Source organism: Nostoc sp., from assembly GCF_036917355.1.
Taxonomy (GTDB): Bacteria; Cyanobacteriota; Cyanobacteriia; order Cyanobacteriales; family Nostocaceae; genus Nostoc.
Map to the genome: position 1 here is coordinate 14,779 of NZ_JBALDP010000045.1, position 18,436 is coordinate 33,214.

An 18,436-nucleotide genomic window follows, 5' to 3' on the forward strand; every position below is an offset into this window, starting at 1 on the left:
CCTCAGACTAACGGTATATACAGGTATTTAGCACATTTTAGATGCATTATATGCAAGCATAAATTGTGCGATCGCACCATACAGAATCATGTAATTATATTTGCATAAAAGGTAAATGCATTACCTTGCTGTTTACCTGATTGTGGATTTTATCTAATTTATCCAAGGTAAATTATTTATGAATCAACCATATCATCCTCAAAAAGCCAGTATTAAAAGCATTCTTTCTTTATGCCTAATATCCACTGCATTCAGCCAAGCTTTGCCAGCCCATGCACAAATCACACCCGATAATACTCTGGGTACAGAAGCTTCTCAACTCAAGCAAAATCTAATCATTAATGGCGCAGTAAGCGACAAAATTGATGGCGGTGCAATACGCGGCAGCAATCTTTTTCATAGTTTCAGCGAGTTTAATATCGAAGATGGGCAACGAGTGTATTTTGCTAACCCCACTGGAATAGAAAAGATATTGACGCGGGTAACAGGTGGGAATGCGTCAAATATTTTCGGGACATTGGGAGTTGATGGTGCAGCAAATTTGTTTTTGATTAATCCCAATGGAATTTTGTTTGGGCAGAATGCGCAGTTAGATGTGCAGGGGAGTTTTGTCGGAACAACAGCCAATGGAGTGCAGTTTGGCAATCAGGGTATTTTCAGTGCAACCAATCCCCAAGCACCACCATTGTTGACGGTAAATCCTTCGGCGTTGTTCTTTAATCAGATTAATCAAGATGCAGGAATTCAAAATAACTCAATTGCACCAGCAGGAAAGGACCCTGCGGGGGTTGATGTATTTGGTTTGCGTGTTCCAGATGGTAAAAGTTTGTTGCTTGTTGGCGGTAATGTCAACATGGATGGAGGATGGTTGGTAGCTAATGGTGGAAGAGTTGAGTTAGGAGGATTGACAGAAGCCGGAAGCATTAGAATTCAAAGTAATGGGAATAATTTCAGTTTAAGTTTTCCCGATGGGGTACAACGAGGAGACATATCACTTACTAACAAGGCTGTAGTTGGTGTTATTGCTGGTGGTGGCGGTAGTATTGCAGCAAATGCTCGAAATCTAGATATTTTAGCAGGTAGTCAATTTTTTGCTGGGATAGGGTCAGGATTAGGGACAGCTAACACTCAAGCAGGAAATATTACAGTTGATGCTACTGGGGAAATCAAGCTTGCAGGGGCAAATAGCCTAATTTTCAACTCAGTACAATCTCAATCAGTGGGTAATGCAGGTAATATCACTATTAAAACTGGCTCCCTTGAAGTAACAGATGGCGGGGAAATAACTTCTAGTACTTTTGGTAAAGGTGATTCGGGTAATATTTCCATTACAGCCCGTGATGTAATTTCTTTAGATGGTGCATATATTGTCAACAATGTTCAGAGTAATGATGCTGAAGGTAATGCTGGCAATATCGACATCACTACTGGTTCGCTTTCCGTAACTAATGGCGCTCAAATTAATTCCTTTACTCGCGGACGAGGGAATGCAGGAAATATCACGATTCAAGCTAAGGATGAAGTTACTTTTGATGGAAAAGATAGCGATGGATTTCCCAGCGCTTCATTTAGTAGTGTACTAGCTAGTGGAGTGGGCAATGGTGGCAAGATTAATATCACTGCTGGTTCATTATCCCTGACTAACAATGGGAAATTAGACGTTGGTGTGGACGAAGCTTCTGATACAAATTCTGCTGGTGAAGGTAGAGGTGGTGCTGTAGATATCAATGTGCGTGATGCATTCACAATATCTGGAACAAATAGCGGCATCTTTGGGAATTTAGGTACTGGTGCTGTAGGTCGTGGTGGAGACATCACTATTAAAGCTGGAGAGATTGCTGTCGAAAATAGTGGGACTATAGCTTCGGAAACCTACGGCAAAGGAGACACAGGAGATATAACCATTAATACCAGAAATCTAATTGTCAGAGATTCCCAATTAGGCTCTGTTGTACATGGTGAGGGCAATGCAGGTAATTTTAAAATTATTGCTTCCGATTCTGTAGAATTAAGTGGAGAAATCCCTGGTAATGAAAATGGATTTCCTGGAGGCATACTTGCCCAATTAGATGTAACTGGTAAAGGAAAAGGAGGCAATCTTTATATTGAAACTAAACGCTTAAGCGTAAGTGATGGTAGTAAGGTACAAGCTGCAACCTTTGGTCAAGGCGATGCAGGTAATTTATTTATCCGTGCTGATGATATAGATGTTTTTGAGACTGAAAAACCAAACTTCTATTCCACAGGTATTTTTGCTGGTGTTCAACTTGATCCTCGTACAGTCAAGCTACCTCAAGGAAACGGTGGAGATTTGAGAATTGAAACCATAAGTTTAAGCCTCCAAAATGGTGGAGAAATAGGTTCTAGCACTTCTGGTAAAGGTGATTCAGGTAATATTTTCATCACAGCCAGTAATGCAATTTCTCTAGATGCTGCATCATATATTTATAACAATGTTGAGAGCCGTGCTGAAGGGAATGCTGGAAAAATCGACATCACAACTGGTTCACTTTCTGTAACTAATGGCGCTCGAATTAATTCCTTGACTCGCGGACTAGGTAATGCCGGAAATATAACGATTCAAGCAAGAGATGCAGTCAGTTTTGATGGGAAAGATAATAACGGTAATCGAAGTGGTTCATTTAGTGTTGTTGGTGCTGATGCTATTGGCAATGGAGGCACTGTTAATATCACATCTAGCTCTTTAACCCTAAATAATGGTGGAATGTTAGGGGTTTATGTTAGCAATACATCAGATGGGCTTCAAGGTAAAAAAAGTTTTGGTGGTACGGCAAATATTAACGTGAGTGATGTATTTACAATTTCAGGAGAAGGGAGTGGTATATTTGCAAGTATAGGGTCTGGTGTTGTAGGGCGTGGTGGTGATGTCAATATCAAAGCTGGAAATCTTTTTATTCAAGATACTGGAGAAATCAGTTCATTTTTAGGTTTTGGCGCTGAAGGGCGCGGTGGTGATATTAATATTAAAACTGGAAACTTGTTTATTCAAAATGCTAGTGAAATCAATTCTAGTACCTATGGCATAGGTAACTCTGGTAATATTTCTATCACCGCCCGTGATGCATTCACAATATCTGGAACAAATAGCGGCATATTTGCTAACCTCGGCGCTGATGCTGTAGGTCGTAGTGGAGATATTAATGTTCAAGCTGGGAACTTGTTTATTAACAATAACGCAGAAGGAATAAACTCTAATACTTCTGGAAAAGGCGATTCTGGTAACATTACAATTGCAGTTCGTGATACAACTTCTTTAGACACAGTAGGAATTTACAACAATGTTTTAACTAGTGATGCTGAAGGTAATGCTGGCAATATCGACATTACAACTGGTTCGCTTTCCGTAACCAATGGCGCTCAAATTAATTCCTTTACTCGCGGACGAGGAAATGCAGGAAATATCACGATTCAAGCAAGAGATGTAGTCACTTTTGATGGGTTAGATAGTGATGAATACACTGGTTCGTTTAGTAGTGTAGAAACTGGTGCTGTTGGGAATGGTGGAAGTATAAATATTACATCTGGCTCATTGTCTTTAATTAATAGTGGAATATTAGGAGTTAGCGTTGATAGAGCCTCTGAAGAACTTCCAGGTGGGCAAGGTATTGGCGGTAATATAAATATCAACGTGCGTGATGCATTCACAATTTCTGGGACAGATAGTGGTATTGATGCATTTTTAGGTGCTGGTGCAGTAGGAAAAAGTGGAGATGTCAATATTCAAGCTGGAAACTTATTTATTAAAGATGGTGGTGCAATCAATTCCAGCACTTATGGGAAAGGACACGCAGGAAATATTACAGTTGAGGCTAAAGATTTAGTAGAAATATTGAATGATAGTAACTTAGATTCTGATGTTCAAGAAGGTGCTAGAGGGAATGCTGGAGATATAACAATTAAAACAGGAAGGTTAATCGTTAGAAATTCACAAACTGGTACTAGTGTTCTTGGTGAAGGGAATGCAGGAAATTTTACAATTCTTGCTTCCGACTCTGTGGAATTGAGCGGGCAAATTAATAGACGTGAAGGTGATACGAGTCAAGTAGGTTCGGTTGGTTTTCCAGGCGGTCTCTTCGCTCAAGTAGATATACTTGGTAAAGGTCGAGCAGGTAACTTAACTCTCGAAACTAGGCGATTGATTGTCAGTGATGGGAGCAAAATCCAAGCTGCTACATTTGGTGATGGTGACGCAGGTAATGTTTTTATTCGTGCCGATGAAATTGATTTATTTGAAACAGAGAAACCTAACTTTTTCAATACAGGTATTTTTGCTGGCGTTCAAACAGATGGAAGAGTTGATGCAGGTATTATAGATTCTCGAAACGGCAGGCCATCTAAAGGACAAGGTGGAAATTTGACGATTGAAACTAGAAAATTAAGTGTAAGAGACGGTGCTGAAGTTTTTGTTCAAACTCAAGGAGATGGTGATGCAGGAAAATTATTCATCCGTGCTAGCGAATCTGTAAATGTTACAGGTGTATCAAAAGGCTCGCTTGAAAGACAAAGAACTAGCGAAATTACTACTGGTGCATCTCAAAGAAGTACAGGTAATGGTGGAAGTTTAACAATTGAAACGCCACTGTTGAACGTCGCAGATGGTGGAATTATTAGCAGTAGCAGCCAGGGAAAAGGTACAGCAGGCGATATTAATATTAATGGTAATATTGCCCGCCTCAATAACGGTCAAATCACTGCTCGAACAGCCTCTACTGATGGTGGCAACATCAATTTAAATCTTTCCCAATACTTACTCTTACGCAATGGCAGCCAAATTTCCACTACCGCAGGCACTGCTCAAGCAGGGGGCAATGGCGGTAACATCACCATTAATACACCCTTCATCGTCGCCGTCCCTGATGAAAATAGCGACATCACAGCCAACGCCTTCACTGGATCTGGTGGAAACATCCAAATCAACTCGCAAGGTATCTTCGGTATCGAGTCACGTCCAAAACTAACCGAAAAAAGTGATATTACCGCCAGTTCAGAATTAGGCGTTTCCGGTGTAACAAATATCAATACACCCGATAACAGTTCGATTCAAAACAGCTTCACCGGATTATCACCAAATGTCATCGATACTAATGCACTCATCGCTAATAGCTGCATTTCACGTGGCACTAAACGACAAGAAAACTCTTTTAACATTACAGGTTCTGGTGCTTTACGCTATACTCCGGGAGATGTGTTCACTTCAGCCTACACAACTGGTAATGTGCGTAGTGTGGAACCAACACCCCGTCCCTGGAAAAAAGGCGACCCAATAATTGAACCACAAGGATTGTATCGATTACCCAACGGGCAATTAATCTTGAGTCGAAGTTGTTCGTGAATATAAATGCACATATTGGAAAAATCGCATACACAGTTTTCTGCCAAATGGGACGCACAATCATGCGATCGCACCATCCAAATTATGCAACTATATATGCATAAATGGTGAATGCATTACCTCGTCATATCCCTTAATCTGAGTATTAAAGAAACGGTTAATGAATCGAAAAACAACCAAAACCATCATTGATTAACCGTTGCTGATAAAAATCTCGTAATTTTTATTCACTCAGATTCAGAGGTTTATGATGTTTTCCAAACTATTTCGCAACACACTTTTAGCAACAACTTTGGCATTACCAATAGTACCATTAACTAGCCAAAATGCTCTTGCAGACGAGCGCGATTTTTTAGTTTACAACAACAATGAATTAGAAATAACTCAATTGTATGTATCCTCAACAAAATCCAAATATTGGGGTAGCAATATTCTCAATTCAGATATTGTTAACGGTTCATCTGACACCGTTACTTTTGGCAATAAGAGTAATCATTGTACCTATGATGTCAAAGCCATTTATAGCGATGGTACTTATGATGTCATGCGTCAGGCCGATCTTTGCAGTACCTATGGAATAACTTTTTATGGTCATGGAGGCGACCATCAATAATCTTAAAGATTTCCAAATCGTTTCTTGATGATTTGCACTTTTATGCAATCATCAAGAAAACTATTATGGTATTTTAATTAAATAATAATATCCTGTCCCAGATTTCAGCCTGGGAACACAATTTTAGAGAATATACTAACATCATGTCTGCTTGATTAATTATTGATATAGACATGATATAGCATCATGTCTGCTTGATTAATTATTAAACATAAGTTGGATATCTGGGTATTTTATCCTCTCAGATACTCTATAGTGACTTGCAAAAATTTAGACCTTATCTTTTACAAATTTTACATATCATATATCAACAATGAGTTCATACTTTCGGTTTCCAAAGCTTTTTTTCATATTACTTACCTGCATCAGCATCACTCCACTTGCAGTATTTGCACAATCGACACCCCCACCAGGAGTCATAATTCCCCCCGATACACCGGGGAAAGTTGAAGAAACTCAACCCCAACCATCACCAACACCAACTTTTCCGCCGACACCACCGACACCAACTGTTCCCATACTCCCATCACCCCCACAGGAAAATCTACCCGATACCATCTTTCCTAGCGGTGAAAAGTTCTTTGTTAAAGAAATTCAAGTCACAGGCTATTCTGTTTTAAAAGATGAAATCATTAAGTTAAAACAGCCTTTAGAAAATAAAAACATCACCTTTGAGCAGTTATTGCAACTGCGATCGCAAATCACTAAACTCTATGTTGATAATGGCTACATCACCAGTGGTGCATTTATTTCTAACAATCAAAATGTCGCTAGCGGTGTCGTGCAAATTCAAGTTGTGGAAGGCGAACTCGAAGGAATTTCCATTTTAGGGTTACAAAGATTGCAGCCTGGGTATGTGCGTTCCCGGATTAAACGGCTTGCAGGTAAGCCTTTAAATCAAAAAAGCCTCGAACAAGCACTACAATTATTACAACTTGACCCGGTAATTCAACGAGTTAATGCTGAATTAACCGCAGGTAGCACTCCCGGAAATAATATTTTACAGGTGACTATTACCGAATCGCCACCATTCCACCTTGGAGTTACTTTTGCAAATAACCAATCAACTAGCGTCGGCTCAGAACAAGGGAGTGTTTTTCTTGCTCACGATAATTTATTAGGATTTGGGGATAAATTTAGTGCTGAATATGCTGGTAGCGAAGGTTTAGATATTTACAATATCAATTATTCTATTCCCTTTAACGCCTTAGATGGAACCATTGGTGTCCGCTACAGCAACAGCGCTAGCCGCATTATTGAAAGCGAATTTCGTGACTTAAATATCCGTAGCGAAGCCGAAACCCTTTCTTTTAACGTCCGTCAACCGCTAATCCACACGCCAAACAGAGAATTTGCTTTGGGTTTAGCATTCGATTTACGGCGCAGTCAAACCTACATCCTGAATGATATCCCCTTCTCCTTTACAGAAGGGCCCGAAGATGGGGAATCAAGAGTTACGGTAATCCGCTTTTCTCAAGATTGGTTACAACGTAATGCTAACAGTGTTCTAGCGGCGCGATCGCAATTTAGTTTTGGGATTGATGCAATTGACGCAACCGTTAACGATAGTGGTACTGATGGGCGCTTTTTCTCCTGGGTGGGACAATTTCAATGGGTACAACGCCTATCTCCCCGCATCTTGATGTTAGCCAAAGTTAACACTCAACTTACTCCTGATTCCTTACTTTCGTTGGAAAAAATTAGCATTGGCGGAGTTGATACAGTGCGCGGTTACGATCAAAATCAAATTGTGGCTGACAATGGGGTAGTTGGAGGTGTGGAAGTTCGGATTCCCCTGGCTTCAAATGTGGAGACATTACAGCTAATTCCATTTTTTGACATCGGTACAGCTTGGAATAATCGCGGTATTAATGCCGACCCACAAACCATTGCTAGCTTGGGGTTGGGCTTGAACTGGCAACCTTTTAACGGTTTGGTATTGCGTGCAGACTATGGTATACCATTAATGGGCACAAGCGATCGCGGTAGTTCGCTGCAAGAGAATGGCTTTAATTTTTCAGTGCGATATCAGCCTTTTTAAAAGCGACATTTCTAGATTAAGGGCGTTTATAATTCACATCAGGCGTGAATTTATGAATTATAAATTTCAGGATTGACACAATTAGCCAAACGATCGCCCCTCAATCCCGCGATTAAGTTAGCGATCGCCATTGTTGCCATTTTTGAGCGCGTTTGACGGCTGGCACTGCCGATATGAGGTGCAATAATTAGATTTTCTAAGGTTAACAACAGGCTGTTACTAGGAATCGGTTCTGGTTCGGTGACATCGATAGCCGCAGCAGCAATTTGACCACTTGCAAGGGCACGGTACAGAGAATCTGGATCTACAATAGTTCCCCGCGCCGTGTTAATCAAAACAGCCGATCGCTTCATCAATTCAAATTGGCGATCGCTAATTAAATGATAAGTATCATCAGCCGATGGTGTGTGCAGTGTCACAAAATCTGATTCTTGTAGTAAGTGTTCTAACGTAGCAAACTCCACACCTAAAGATTGTTCTAATTCCGAGCTGCATCGTTGCCTACTCGTATACAAAATCCGCATTTCAAACCCTTTGGCACGACGAGCGATCGCTTGACCAATTCGCCCGAACCCAACAATTCCCAAGGTTGCACCCGTAACATTTGGCCCCAATAACAAATCTGGTTCCCAAGTCTGCCACAAACCTGCACGGGTAAACCGATCTGCCTCCACTACGCGCCGTGCAGCTGCCATTAGTAATGCCCAGGCGAAATCTGCGGTAGCATTGGTTAACACCCCAGGAGTATTACCGACGGGAATTTGTCGTGCTGTAGCGGCGGCAATGTCAATGTTATCGTAACCCACCGCCATTTGACTGATGACTTTGAGTTTCCCTGACTCAATGAGTTGGCGATCGATTTGGTCAGTCAGCAGACATAGCAATCCATCTATTTCCTTGACTTTTTCTAGTAAAATTTCGTATGGAGGGGGTTGGCGTTCTGGCCAAACTTCGACAGTAGCGAGCGATCGCAGTTGCTCTAATTCGATGGGTAGGCGACGAGTGACGAAGACTTTAGCCTGAAGCATAGTTTTAAAATGATTTTTGGATAAAGGGACGCTTCTTGCATCAGTTCTCCTTAAAATATCATGGCGTAAATTCAAAACCTGATAAAGTTGGTTTTTATTCTGTGAAAATGAGCCGTGATTTTCCAATCAAGCACTAGAGAGTCTAGAGACAATCATCACAAGCCGTTGGAATTCAAAAGCTTGTCAAAATGTTCTGCCAGAAACTTACTCGGTGAAGTAGACCTTCTGAGGATTGCTGCAAGCTTGAAACAGGATCAAAAGCAAAAAGGAAAACTGGGCCAATTTTTGACACCTGCTCCAGTAGCAGAATTAATGGTTGGGATGTTTGGCAAACTCGATCTTCCTCAAATATCTTTACTTGATGCTGGAGCAGGAGTTGGCTCATTACTTGCAGCCTTTGTAGCTAAACTTTGTCACAGCCAAAAACGTCCAGCTAATTTAGATATTGTTGCCTATGAAATCGATCCTTTTCTGATTGGGTATTTGCATCAGACATTGAAATTATGCGATCGAGAATGTCAAATAGCTGGCATCTCTTTAAACTATGAGATCCGAGATACGGATTTTATTGAGGATGCAGTCAGACTTATTGGCCCTAGTTTGTTCGATAATCCTGACACTTGCAGATTTACCCACGCTATTCTCAATCCCCCATATTTCAAAATTAACGCTCATTCTAAAGTTCGTAATTTGTTACGTTCTATAGGATTGGAAACCAGCAATCTATATACAGGTTTTATCGCTGCTACCGTTCAGCTTCTTGAATCAAGAGGAGAGCTTGTAGCTATTTCGCCGCGTAGTTTCTGTAATGGGCCATATTTTAGAGACTTCCGCAGAATGTTTTTGGAAATCATGGCTTTAGACCAGATACATCTTTTTGAATCCAGACAGGAAGCTTTTAGTGATGATGAAGTTTTGCAGGAAACAATTATTATTCATGCTGTTAAACAAAAACTAAAATTTGACAATGTAATCATCAGTACAAGTTCAAATGCTGATGATGATTTCATTCTGTCCAATTCCTTAGCTTATACAGAGATAGTTCTTCCCAACGACTCGCAACAATTTATCCACATTATCCCCGATACACTAAGTCAGCAGGTCATTAAAAAAATGGCTAATTTTACCTGCACATTAAGAGACTTAGAATTAACTGTATCAACTGGAAGGGTTGTAGATTTTCGTGCTAAAGAATATCTGTGTTTAATGCCAAAAGAAGACACTGTTCCCTTGATTTATCCATTGAATTTTGCAGAAGGATACGTTGAGTATCCCAAAGTAACGAAAAAACACCAAGCTCTGGTATATGCAGAAGAAACTGTATCTCTTTTAGTACCCAATGAACATTATGTTTTGACTAAAAGATTCTCCTCAAAAGAGGAAAAAAAACGAGTTGTTGCCGTTGTATATGATGCCAACCAAATTAATTGTTCTTGGGTAGGTTTTGAAAATCACCTGAATTATTTTCACAACAATGGAAGAGGAATTAATCTTACCCTAGCACGTGGTCTTGCTGCTTATCTTAACTCTAGCCTCGTTGACGCATTTTTTCGGTTGTTTAATGGACATACTCAGGTTAATGCAACCGATTTACGAAATTTAAAATATCCGACCATAGCACAACTAATGACTGTAGGGCTATATATTACTGAGCATTTTCCATCACAGAAAGAAATTGATGAACTTCTGCAAAAAGAGTTACTGAGTATGAGCAATCAGTCTGAAAACAACCCCTTAATAATTAAAACCCGTATTGATGAAGCACTACAAATTTTAATTGAACTTGGGCTTCCACGGGCACAACTTAATGAGCGTTCAGCCTTAACCCTGCTGGCTCTACTTAACTTAAAGCCAACAGATCCTTGGGAAACTGCTGCATCTCCCCTAATGGGAATTACGCCAACGATGGAATTTATGGCACTGCACTATGGCAAAACATATAAACCTAATACACGGGAAACTGTTCGCCGCCAAACAGTCCATCAATTCTTAGATGCAGCTTTGATAATTGTAAATCCAGATGCACCTGAACGCCCTGTTAACAGTCCGAAAACAGTATATCAGATTGAAGAAAGTGCGCTTGAACTATTACGTACTTATGGAACTACTGAATGGAAAAAGAGCATTCATACTTACTTGGCTTCAGTTGAAACTTTGAAAAAACGATATGCTCAGGAGCGGGAACTATCACGTATTCCGATAGTGATTGAAGGAGAGGTGAAAACTCTATCGCCAGGTGGACAGAATATTCTGATCGAAAAGATTATTAAGGAGTTTGCAGAACGTTTTATACCTGGAGGAAAACTGATTTATGTTGGTGATACAGATGAAAAATTCGCGCATTTTAATGAAGTGGCATTGAGAGATTTAGGTGTTACTATCGATTCTCATGGTAAAATGCCTGATGTGATTATTCATCATCTAAAAAATGATTGGTTAGTTTTAATTGAAGCTGTAACTTCTCATGGGCCAATTAACCCTAAACGGAAGAAAGAACTTGAAGTTATCTTTACTGATATAAAAATCCCTCTTGTAATGGTGACAACTTTTTTAAGTAGAAAAGCGATGGTGGAGTATTTGGCTGAGATTGCTTGGGAAACTGATGTTTGGGTTGCGGAAGATTCTACTCATCTCATTCACTTCAATGGAGAATATTTATTACAGGCTTACCAAGTAGATAGAGATTCTGATACTGAATAAACTATTATTGAAAATAAGCGATCGCTAGCTTATAAGTTGTCTTTAAAGCAATATCGGTATCACAATATTGTCATATAGATCCAATAGTTCATGCAAAGCGTAGTAGAGTTAAAGTAAGAAATCTGAAGGTACGTCGATCGCTCCCAAAGCAAAATTGTCGCCATGACTAACTCAACTCTAATGGATGACGAGAAAAAGCTCCCCAAGAAGAAAGGTAAGTCGCTTCCTCCCAAACTGCTTATCTGGCTAGGAAAGTTTGTTTGGACGACTCTGTGGCAGATAATGATGTCAAATCTTGCTCCTCGCAATCAGTCGGGAGCATATATTCGTCCTAATAGCCAGTTTCGCAAGTTCATTGGTACAGAAGAAGGGAATCCATACCCACCAGCAACGGGGCGCTACAAACTCTATGTTGGGCTGGGCTGTCCTTGGGCGCATCGAACTTTGGTAGTGCGATCGCTAAAAAAACTCGACGCGGTAATATCAGTTTGTATAGTATCTCCTTCTCCCGTTGAAGGTGGTTGGATATTCAACGAAGAAGAAGAAGGTTGTTGCACACTGGCTGAATTTTATCAAAAGGCAGAACCCGGCTACAGTGGACGCTCTACAGTGCCAGTACTATGGGATAACCAAACAAAAGCGATCGTCAATAATGAGAGTTCAGAGATTATCGTCATGCTGAATTCTGAGTTTAACGAGTTCGCCAACAATCCGACGCTAAATCTTTACCCAGAAGAACTTAAAGAGAAAATTGACTGGTGGAATGAAAAGATTTATCACGCGGTAAATAACGGTGTGTATCGCTGTGGCTTTGCCCAGACTCAGGAAGCATACAATCAAGCTTGTAATGAACTGTTCGCAACTCTCGATGAGATTGAGCTTGCATTGCAGACTAATCGCTATCTCTGCGGTAAACATCTGACACTTGCAGATGTGCGGTTATTCACGACATTATTCCGGTTTGATAGTGCCTACTATGGGCTGTTTAAATGCAATCGGCAGCGAATTCGAGACTATCAAAATCTCGGAGCTTATCTACGCGATTTGTATCAGCTTCCGGGTGTGGCTGACACTTGCGACGTAGAAACTGTGAAGCGGGACTACTACGGAAACCTATTTCCACTCAATCCCGGCGGAATTATTCCCAATGGCCCTGATATGTCTTATCTTAATCAACCACACGATCGCGATCGCATTGGCAAAGTGAATGCTTCATGAACCAGATTAATCGAGTTGCAATTGTCGGTGGAACTCATGGCAATGAATTTACAGGAGCCTACCTAGTCCAAAAATTTGCCCAGTTTCCCGATTTAATTACTAAATCGAGTTTTGAGACAGTCACCCTGTTAGCAAATCCTCATGCTTTTGCCGCCGGGAGACGATATGTAGAGAAAGATTTAAATCGCTGTTTTCTCAAGCAAGATTTACAAGATCCGACTTTGAATAGTTACGAAGATTTGCAAGCTAAATTAATTCAGGATACTCTAGCATCAAATGGGGATAAACAAGCCGATTTCATCTTAGACTTGCACAGCAGTACAGCTAATATGGGTCTGACAATTATTCTTGATAATAGTCATCCCTTAAATTTAAAATTGGCTGCTTATCTGAGCCAGATTAATCCTTTAGTTAGGGTTTATCGCTGTTCTTTTAAATCAATTGCAGAAAACCCATTTGTAAATTCTCTGTGCGAATTAGGTTTTGCGTTCGAGGTTGGCCCAATTGCCCAAGGTATCTTAAAAGCAACGCTGTTCCAACAAACAGAGGAACTTGTTCGCGCCCTTCTGGACTACTTAGAACAGTTTAACCAGGGTAAAATTCCATCAAAAAATGAAACCTTGATTCTCTATGACCATTTATCAGTTGTAGACTACCCAAAAAAATCTGATGGTACAATCTTTGGGATGATTCATCCAGAGCTTCAGGATAAGGATTATCAAGCCTTGAACCCAGGAGATCCAATCTTTATAACTTTTGACGATAAAACAATTGTTTATGAAGGTGCATCTACTGTTTGGCCAATTTTTATTAATGAGGCAGCTTACTACGAAAAGGGAATTGCCATGTGTTTAACCCAAAGGCAGCAAATCAACATCTAAAATGTGGATCAAACACAAGTCTTTTAGAGTGGCTCCACAGACTTTTAATCCCCCCAACCCCTCTCGAAAAAAAAAAGCTGTTTTTTATTTCCTCAAAGGCTCAAAACAGACTTGTGTTGCGAACGAAAGTACTTGTGTTATGAAGGAATGGGACTAATACTATTTCTTTGTGAGGCTGCGCCAAACCCTTTTAACTTCTTTCTTTATTTCTTTGCGTCCTTCTCCCAAGGGGAGACGCTAACGCGTAGCTTGCTTCTCCGTAGGAGTATGCGGTTCGTTTTTCTTTCTTCTTTCTTCTACTTAAAGATGGTTTAGCGCATCTTCATAGAAAATTGGTATGAGAAAAGCCCAAAGGCTTGTGTCGTCTTGTTCCCAGCCTGGAGGCTGGGAACCAGTCAGAGCATGACCAATAAAGTCCAAACCTTAGACTATAATTGACGCTTAAAATTGTTCAAATAATTTAACTCATAATGAAAACAAAGCAAAAAGGAAACAAACCAATAGCCAGTCTTTCTTTAGATTTGGATAATATTTGGTCTTATTTAAAAAATCAGGGCGCTCCGGGTTGGGAGACTTATCCTTCTTACCTGGATATCGCAGTACCTCGTTTCTTAGATATTCTCAAGCAATGGGATTTGACAATCACAGTATTCATTGTCGGTCAGGATGCAGCACTAGAAAAGAATACCAAAGCAATACAAGCGATCGCTAGCGCCGGTCACGAAATTGGCAACCATTCATTCTATCACGATCCTTGGCTACATCTGTATTCAGAGAATGAGATTGAAGAAGAGGTGGCCCTTGCCGAAGAACATATCAAGCGCGTCACTCATCAACATCCTATCGGCTTCCGGGGGCCAGGATACAGTTTTTCTCCAGCAGTATTGAAAGTTTTAGCACGACGGGGATACGAATATGATGCTTCAACTTTTCCCACATTTTTGGGCCCCATAGCACGAGCATATTATTTAATAACTTGTAAATTGAGCAAGGAAGAACGTAAAAAACGGGAAGCGCTGTTTGGTGGTTTTAAAGAGGGTTTGCAACCTCTAAAACCTTACAAGTGGCAACTAGATAAGGATAGGCTGACTGAGATTCCCGTTACCACCATGCCAATTTTTAAAGTGCCAATTCACTTCAGTTACATAATGTTTCTGAGTACATTTTCTTCGGAAGTGGCGTTACTGTATCTGCGAATAGCTCTGTGGCTGTGTAAAGTTACACGCGTCCAGCCTTCTTTGCTACTCCATCCTACAGACTTTGTAAGTCAAGAAGATGTGCCAGAACTCTCATTTTTTCCTGGTATGAGTGTTCCCACCTACAAAAAGCTGGCAATAGTGAACAAAAGTTTAGAAATTATATCCAGTCAGTTTAATGTTTTGACTGTTGGACAACACGCTAAATTTGCAGCCGATGAACGTAAACTGCCTGTGTTAGTGCCTCAAAAGAGGTAAAAATACAATTTATTACCAATTACAAGCAGCAAATAAATTAGCGGCAAATTCAACTAGTTTTGCTCTTGAGACTGGTTTCAATAAATGAGTCTAAAAACCCGCTTCCAAAGCACGAATACGATTCTAGCTATCGCCATAAGCAGTTAAGGTAATAGCTAGAAAGTAAGTAGACATAATTAAATATAAAATAAACTCTTAGTTTGTAGTGAGCGATTTATCGCTCAGAGCAAGGATTATCAGGACTAAAGTCCTTACTACAAACTTTACATTTATTTCTGCCTAGATACTAACTTGTCCATCCATATTTGGTTTAAGCACAGTATCTGACAAGCTAATAGAATAGATAATGAAATTATTATAAATCGATACAGTTCCTAACGAGCAACAAAACCCTCATGTAGAGACGCGATTTATCGCGTCTTGAAAAACAAATTATCTACACCAATAATATTTAACAAAACCGTATTATATTATAAATCTTCAGGGATAAACCACATATAATTCTCAGGAAATTTACTGAACCATCAAGACAATAAATATTACTAATATATAGAGAAATATTGTCAGGATGCTGAATATGTCAGATTTACCGCTTCAGTGCCAAGATTTGAAAGATCGGGTTGAATTTATATTACAACTTTTACAACAAGAACCAACGCTACGTTCCCAAGATATTACACCTGTACGAACTTCTTTAATTAAAGCGATTTCTCCGAAGTTTGAAATTGTCTTTGCAGGTGCTTTTAGTGCTGGGAAATCAATGCTAATTAATGCACTATTAGAAAGGGAATTACTCTACAGTGCAGAGGGACACGCTACAGGTACGGAATGCAAAATCGAGTATGCAGAAGTAGATAAAGAACGTGTTGTTTTGACGTTTTTAAGTGAAGCAGAGATTCGAGAACAAGCAGTTTCTTTGTGTCAGCAACTAGGATTTCAGACAGTCACTAATATTAACCAAGCTGAGGTAATTAACCTGCTACGTCAAGGTTCTGAAGCGATTATTCAACAGGAGGGTGGTGAGAGTAAATCAGAACGTGCAAAACAGGCGAAGGCGTTAATGTTGTTGCTAGAGGGATATATAGCAAATAGCGATCGCATCAACACGGTTAACAATGCTACATATTCAATGGAGCAATTTAACTTTTCCAATCTTAAGGAAGCAGCTGGATATGCCCGTCGTGGTAGTAATAGTGCCGTGTTGAAGCGAATAGAATATTACTGCAATCATCCTTTGCTACAAGATGGTAATGTAATTATTGACACACCTGGTATAGATGCGCCAGTAGAGAAAGATGCCCAACTAACTTATGCCAAAATTCAACATCCTGATACTTCGGCGGTGGTGTGCGTGCTAAAACCTGCTTCAGCGGGTGATATGACAAAAGAAGAAACCGAACTTTTGGAATTAATGCGGGAGAATGGAGGAGTACGCGATCGCGTTTTCTATGTCTTCAACCGGATCGATGAAACTTGGTATAATACTCAGCTACGGCAACGATTAGACGATTTAATTAGTGGGCAATTTGCCAATTCCAGGAAGGTTTATAAAACCAGTGGATTATTAGGATTTTATGGCAGTCAGATTAAACAGACAAGCTCACAAGATAGATTTGGTTTAGATTCAGTTTTTGCAGAAAGTATTAAAGGTTTAGATGGTAAAGAAGAAACTCCACAATTTGTCTATGCGTTTAACAACTACTGTGTAAATTCAGGAAAGCTATCTTCCAGTAAATTCCGTGTCTCTGTGAACGGCTTTGAAACTCCAAATCAAAATTATGTGCGGATTCTGGGAGAGTGGGGAAATGAACTGATAGAACAGTTAATTCAAGATAGTGGAACTGAAGAATTTCGCACAGCTATTACTCGTTATCTTACCGAAGAAAAGCGTCCACAATTATTTAAAAATCTTGCTGATGATTTGGAAGATGTTTGTATTAAGCTCAAAAAACATTATCAGAGTATCCAACGCGATTTAGATAGTCAGCCCCAAGAAATTGAGACGATGAAGGCGCAAGAGTTACAACGCCTAAATCAGCAACTCCAGCAAATTGGGAGAGAATTTAGCGAGCATATCACAGAAGAAGTTAACCATGTAATTAATAATTCTTGTGATGCTTTTGAAGCAGATTTTAAGCAATTGCAATCACGAATGATTCGCCGCTTAGATGAATTGCTAGATACTTTTTCTGTAGCTTATGCTTATCGACGTGCAACCATTAGCCATCCTCGAAATGCTACCGCACCTTTGATTGCTATTTTAGTAGAGGCATTTTATTACTTAGCAAATCAATTAGAAGATATTTTGATTGAATCTTCTCAGCAAGTAGTTGCAAATTATTTCCAGCGGTTGATTGAAAAGATTCGCAAGTCAGAATATTATCGCCAACTGTATCGTTTATTAGATAATGATGGTGGCATTGAACAAGAGATCGGGAATTTAGAAAAAGTAGTTACTCAAGCATTAGTAAGTGCAGCTAGTGTAGAGTGCGATCGCTTTGTGCGAGAAAGCCCTAGATTTTACGATGAAGGCACTTTTTCTATATATCAATTTCGCCAAACTTTATCACAAACTTCTCAAGGTTACGACGCTGAAAGTATCGTGGAAGCAGAACCAGCAATTAGGCAGTTATTGAAGTTAGATTTTGAACCAAAAGTTTCTCATACTATTCGTAAATCTTTCCGTCAAACCATTAATCAAACATTGAAAACTCAATTGATACCAATGGCAAATCAGCAATCAGATGAGATTTTGCAGCAATACCCACAGGCGCGTGCTTATTTGGAGAAAACATTAGAACAAGAAGCTAAAGAAAAAATTGCGAATAATCGGCAATTATTAAATATTGTTGAAGAAAATATTGCAGCATATAATTCAGCAGCATCTAGTATTAATACTTGTTTACAGGCGATGCAATTATATGACAATCTTTTGCCTGTAATTGGTAATACAGATTTTATATAGAAATCCAGCTTAATTCTGGAAATAAATTACGAGTAAATACGTAGGGGGAAATATATTTAACAATTTAAATATATTTTATCTACCCCCCTACTTTATCTTTGATTTATAAAAATTCTATTTTCTTAAATTTATTAATATCGAGTTGAATTTAAACCTTTTTTAGGAGAGTATTAGATACACATA

The 18,436-nt window shown here is 39.6% G+C and carries 9 protein-coding genes; 8 read left to right on the top strand and 1 reads right to left on the bottom strand.

Annotated features, from left to right (window positions below; genetic code table 11):
* Positions 1-178: 178 nt before the first annotated feature.
* From V7K53_RS12845 to V7K53_RS12855, 3 genes are all read left to right on the top strand, one after another.
* Entirely contained in the window at positions 179-5,353 is a 5,175-nt protein-coding gene (locus V7K53_RS12845; RefSeq protein ID WP_335197879.1) for a two-partner secretion domain-containing protein, read from the top strand.
* A gap of 247 nt (positions 5,354-5,600) precedes the next feature.
* Entirely contained in the window at positions 5,601-5,966 is a 366-nt protein-coding gene (locus tag V7K53_RS12850) for a hypothetical protein (RefSeq protein ID WP_335197880.1), read from the top strand.
* Between the two features lie 313 nt (positions 5,967-6,279).
* Positions 6,280-8,007 (top strand): ShlB/FhaC/HecB family hemolysin secretion/activation protein, encoded by a 1,728-nt coding sequence (locus tag V7K53_RS12855; RefSeq protein WP_335197881.1) that lies wholly within the window; start codon positions 6,280-6,282, stop codon positions 8,005-8,007.
* 50 nt (positions 8,008-8,057) lie between these two features.
* Here the strand turns inward: V7K53_RS12855 and V7K53_RS12860 are convergent, their stop codons facing one another.
* Positions 8,058-9,035, bottom strand: a complete 978-nt coding sequence (locus V7K53_RS12860; RefSeq protein WP_335197882.1) for a 2-hydroxyacid dehydrogenase — start codon at positions 9,033-9,035, stop codon at positions 8,058-8,060.
* A 243-nt stretch (positions 9,036-9,278) separates the two neighbouring features.
* On the opposite strand from V7K53_RS12860, the gene V7K53_RS12865 reads away from it, so the two are divergent.
* The 5 genes from V7K53_RS12865 (at position 9,279) to V7K53_RS12885 (ending at position 18,253) form a co-directional block, all read left to right on the top strand.
* Entirely contained in the window at positions 9,279-11,735 is a 2,457-nt protein-coding gene (locus tag V7K53_RS12865) for a BsuBI/PstI family type II restriction endonuclease (RefSeq protein WP_335197883.1), read from the top strand.
* Between the two features lie 162 nt (positions 11,736-11,897).
* The gene (locus V7K53_RS12870; protein WP_335197884.1) at positions 11,898-12,953 is read left to right on the top strand and encodes a glutathione S-transferase family protein; all 1,056 of its coding nucleotides are present in this window, start codon (positions 11,898-11,900) and stop codon (positions 12,951-12,953) included.
* Complete coding sequence (locus V7K53_RS12875) at positions 12,950-13,834, top strand: aspartoacylase (RefSeq protein ID WP_335197885.1); 885 nt, start codon at positions 12,950-12,952, stop codon at positions 13,832-13,834. Before V7K53_RS12870 ends, V7K53_RS12875 begins: the two co-directional genes overlap by 4 nt.
* A gap of 470 nt (positions 13,835-14,304) precedes the next feature.
* Positions 14,305-15,288 (top strand): polysaccharide deacetylase family protein, encoded by a 984-nt coding sequence (locus tag V7K53_RS12880; RefSeq protein WP_335197886.1) that lies wholly within the window; start codon positions 14,305-14,307, stop codon positions 15,286-15,288.
* Between the two features lie 577 nt (positions 15,289-15,865).
* Positions 15,866-18,253, top strand: coding sequence for a dynamin-like GTPase family protein (locus V7K53_RS12885; protein WP_335197887.1), 2,388 nt, complete (start codon positions 15,866-15,868; stop codon positions 18,251-18,253).
* Positions 18,254-18,436: the final 183 nt, after the last annotated feature.

Bases quoted from the DNA above. Each gene is read 5' to 3' on its own strand.
- V7K53_RS12875 (WP_335197885.1), top strand. From the start codon at position 12,950: ATGAACCAGATTAATCGAGTTGCAATTGTCGGTGGAACTCATGGCAAT.
- V7K53_RS12870 (WP_335197884.1), top strand. From the start codon at position 11,898: ATGACTAACTCAACTCTAATGGATGACGAGAAAAAGCTCCCCAAGAAG.
- V7K53_RS12845 (WP_335197879.1), top strand. From the start codon at position 179: ATGAATCAACCATATCATCCTCAAAAAGCCAGTATTAAAAGCATTCTT.
- V7K53_RS12855 (WP_335197881.1), top strand. From the start codon at position 6,280: ATGAGTTCATACTTTCGGTTTCCAAAGCTTTTTTTCATATTACTTACC.
- V7K53_RS12860 (WP_335197882.1), bottom strand. From the start codon at position 9,035: ATGCTTCAGGCTAAAGTCTTCGTCACTCGTCGCCTACCCATCGAATTA.
- V7K53_RS12880 (WP_335197886.1), top strand. From the start codon at position 14,305: ATGAAAACAAAGCAAAAAGGAAACAAACCAATAGCCAGTCTTTCTTTA.
- V7K53_RS12850 (WP_335197880.1), top strand. From the start codon at position 5,601: ATGATGTTTTCCAAACTATTTCGCAACACACTTTTAGCAACAACTTTG.
- V7K53_RS12885 (WP_335197887.1), top strand. From the start codon at position 15,866: ATGTCAGATTTACCGCTTCAGTGCCAAGATTTGAAAGATCGGGTTGAA.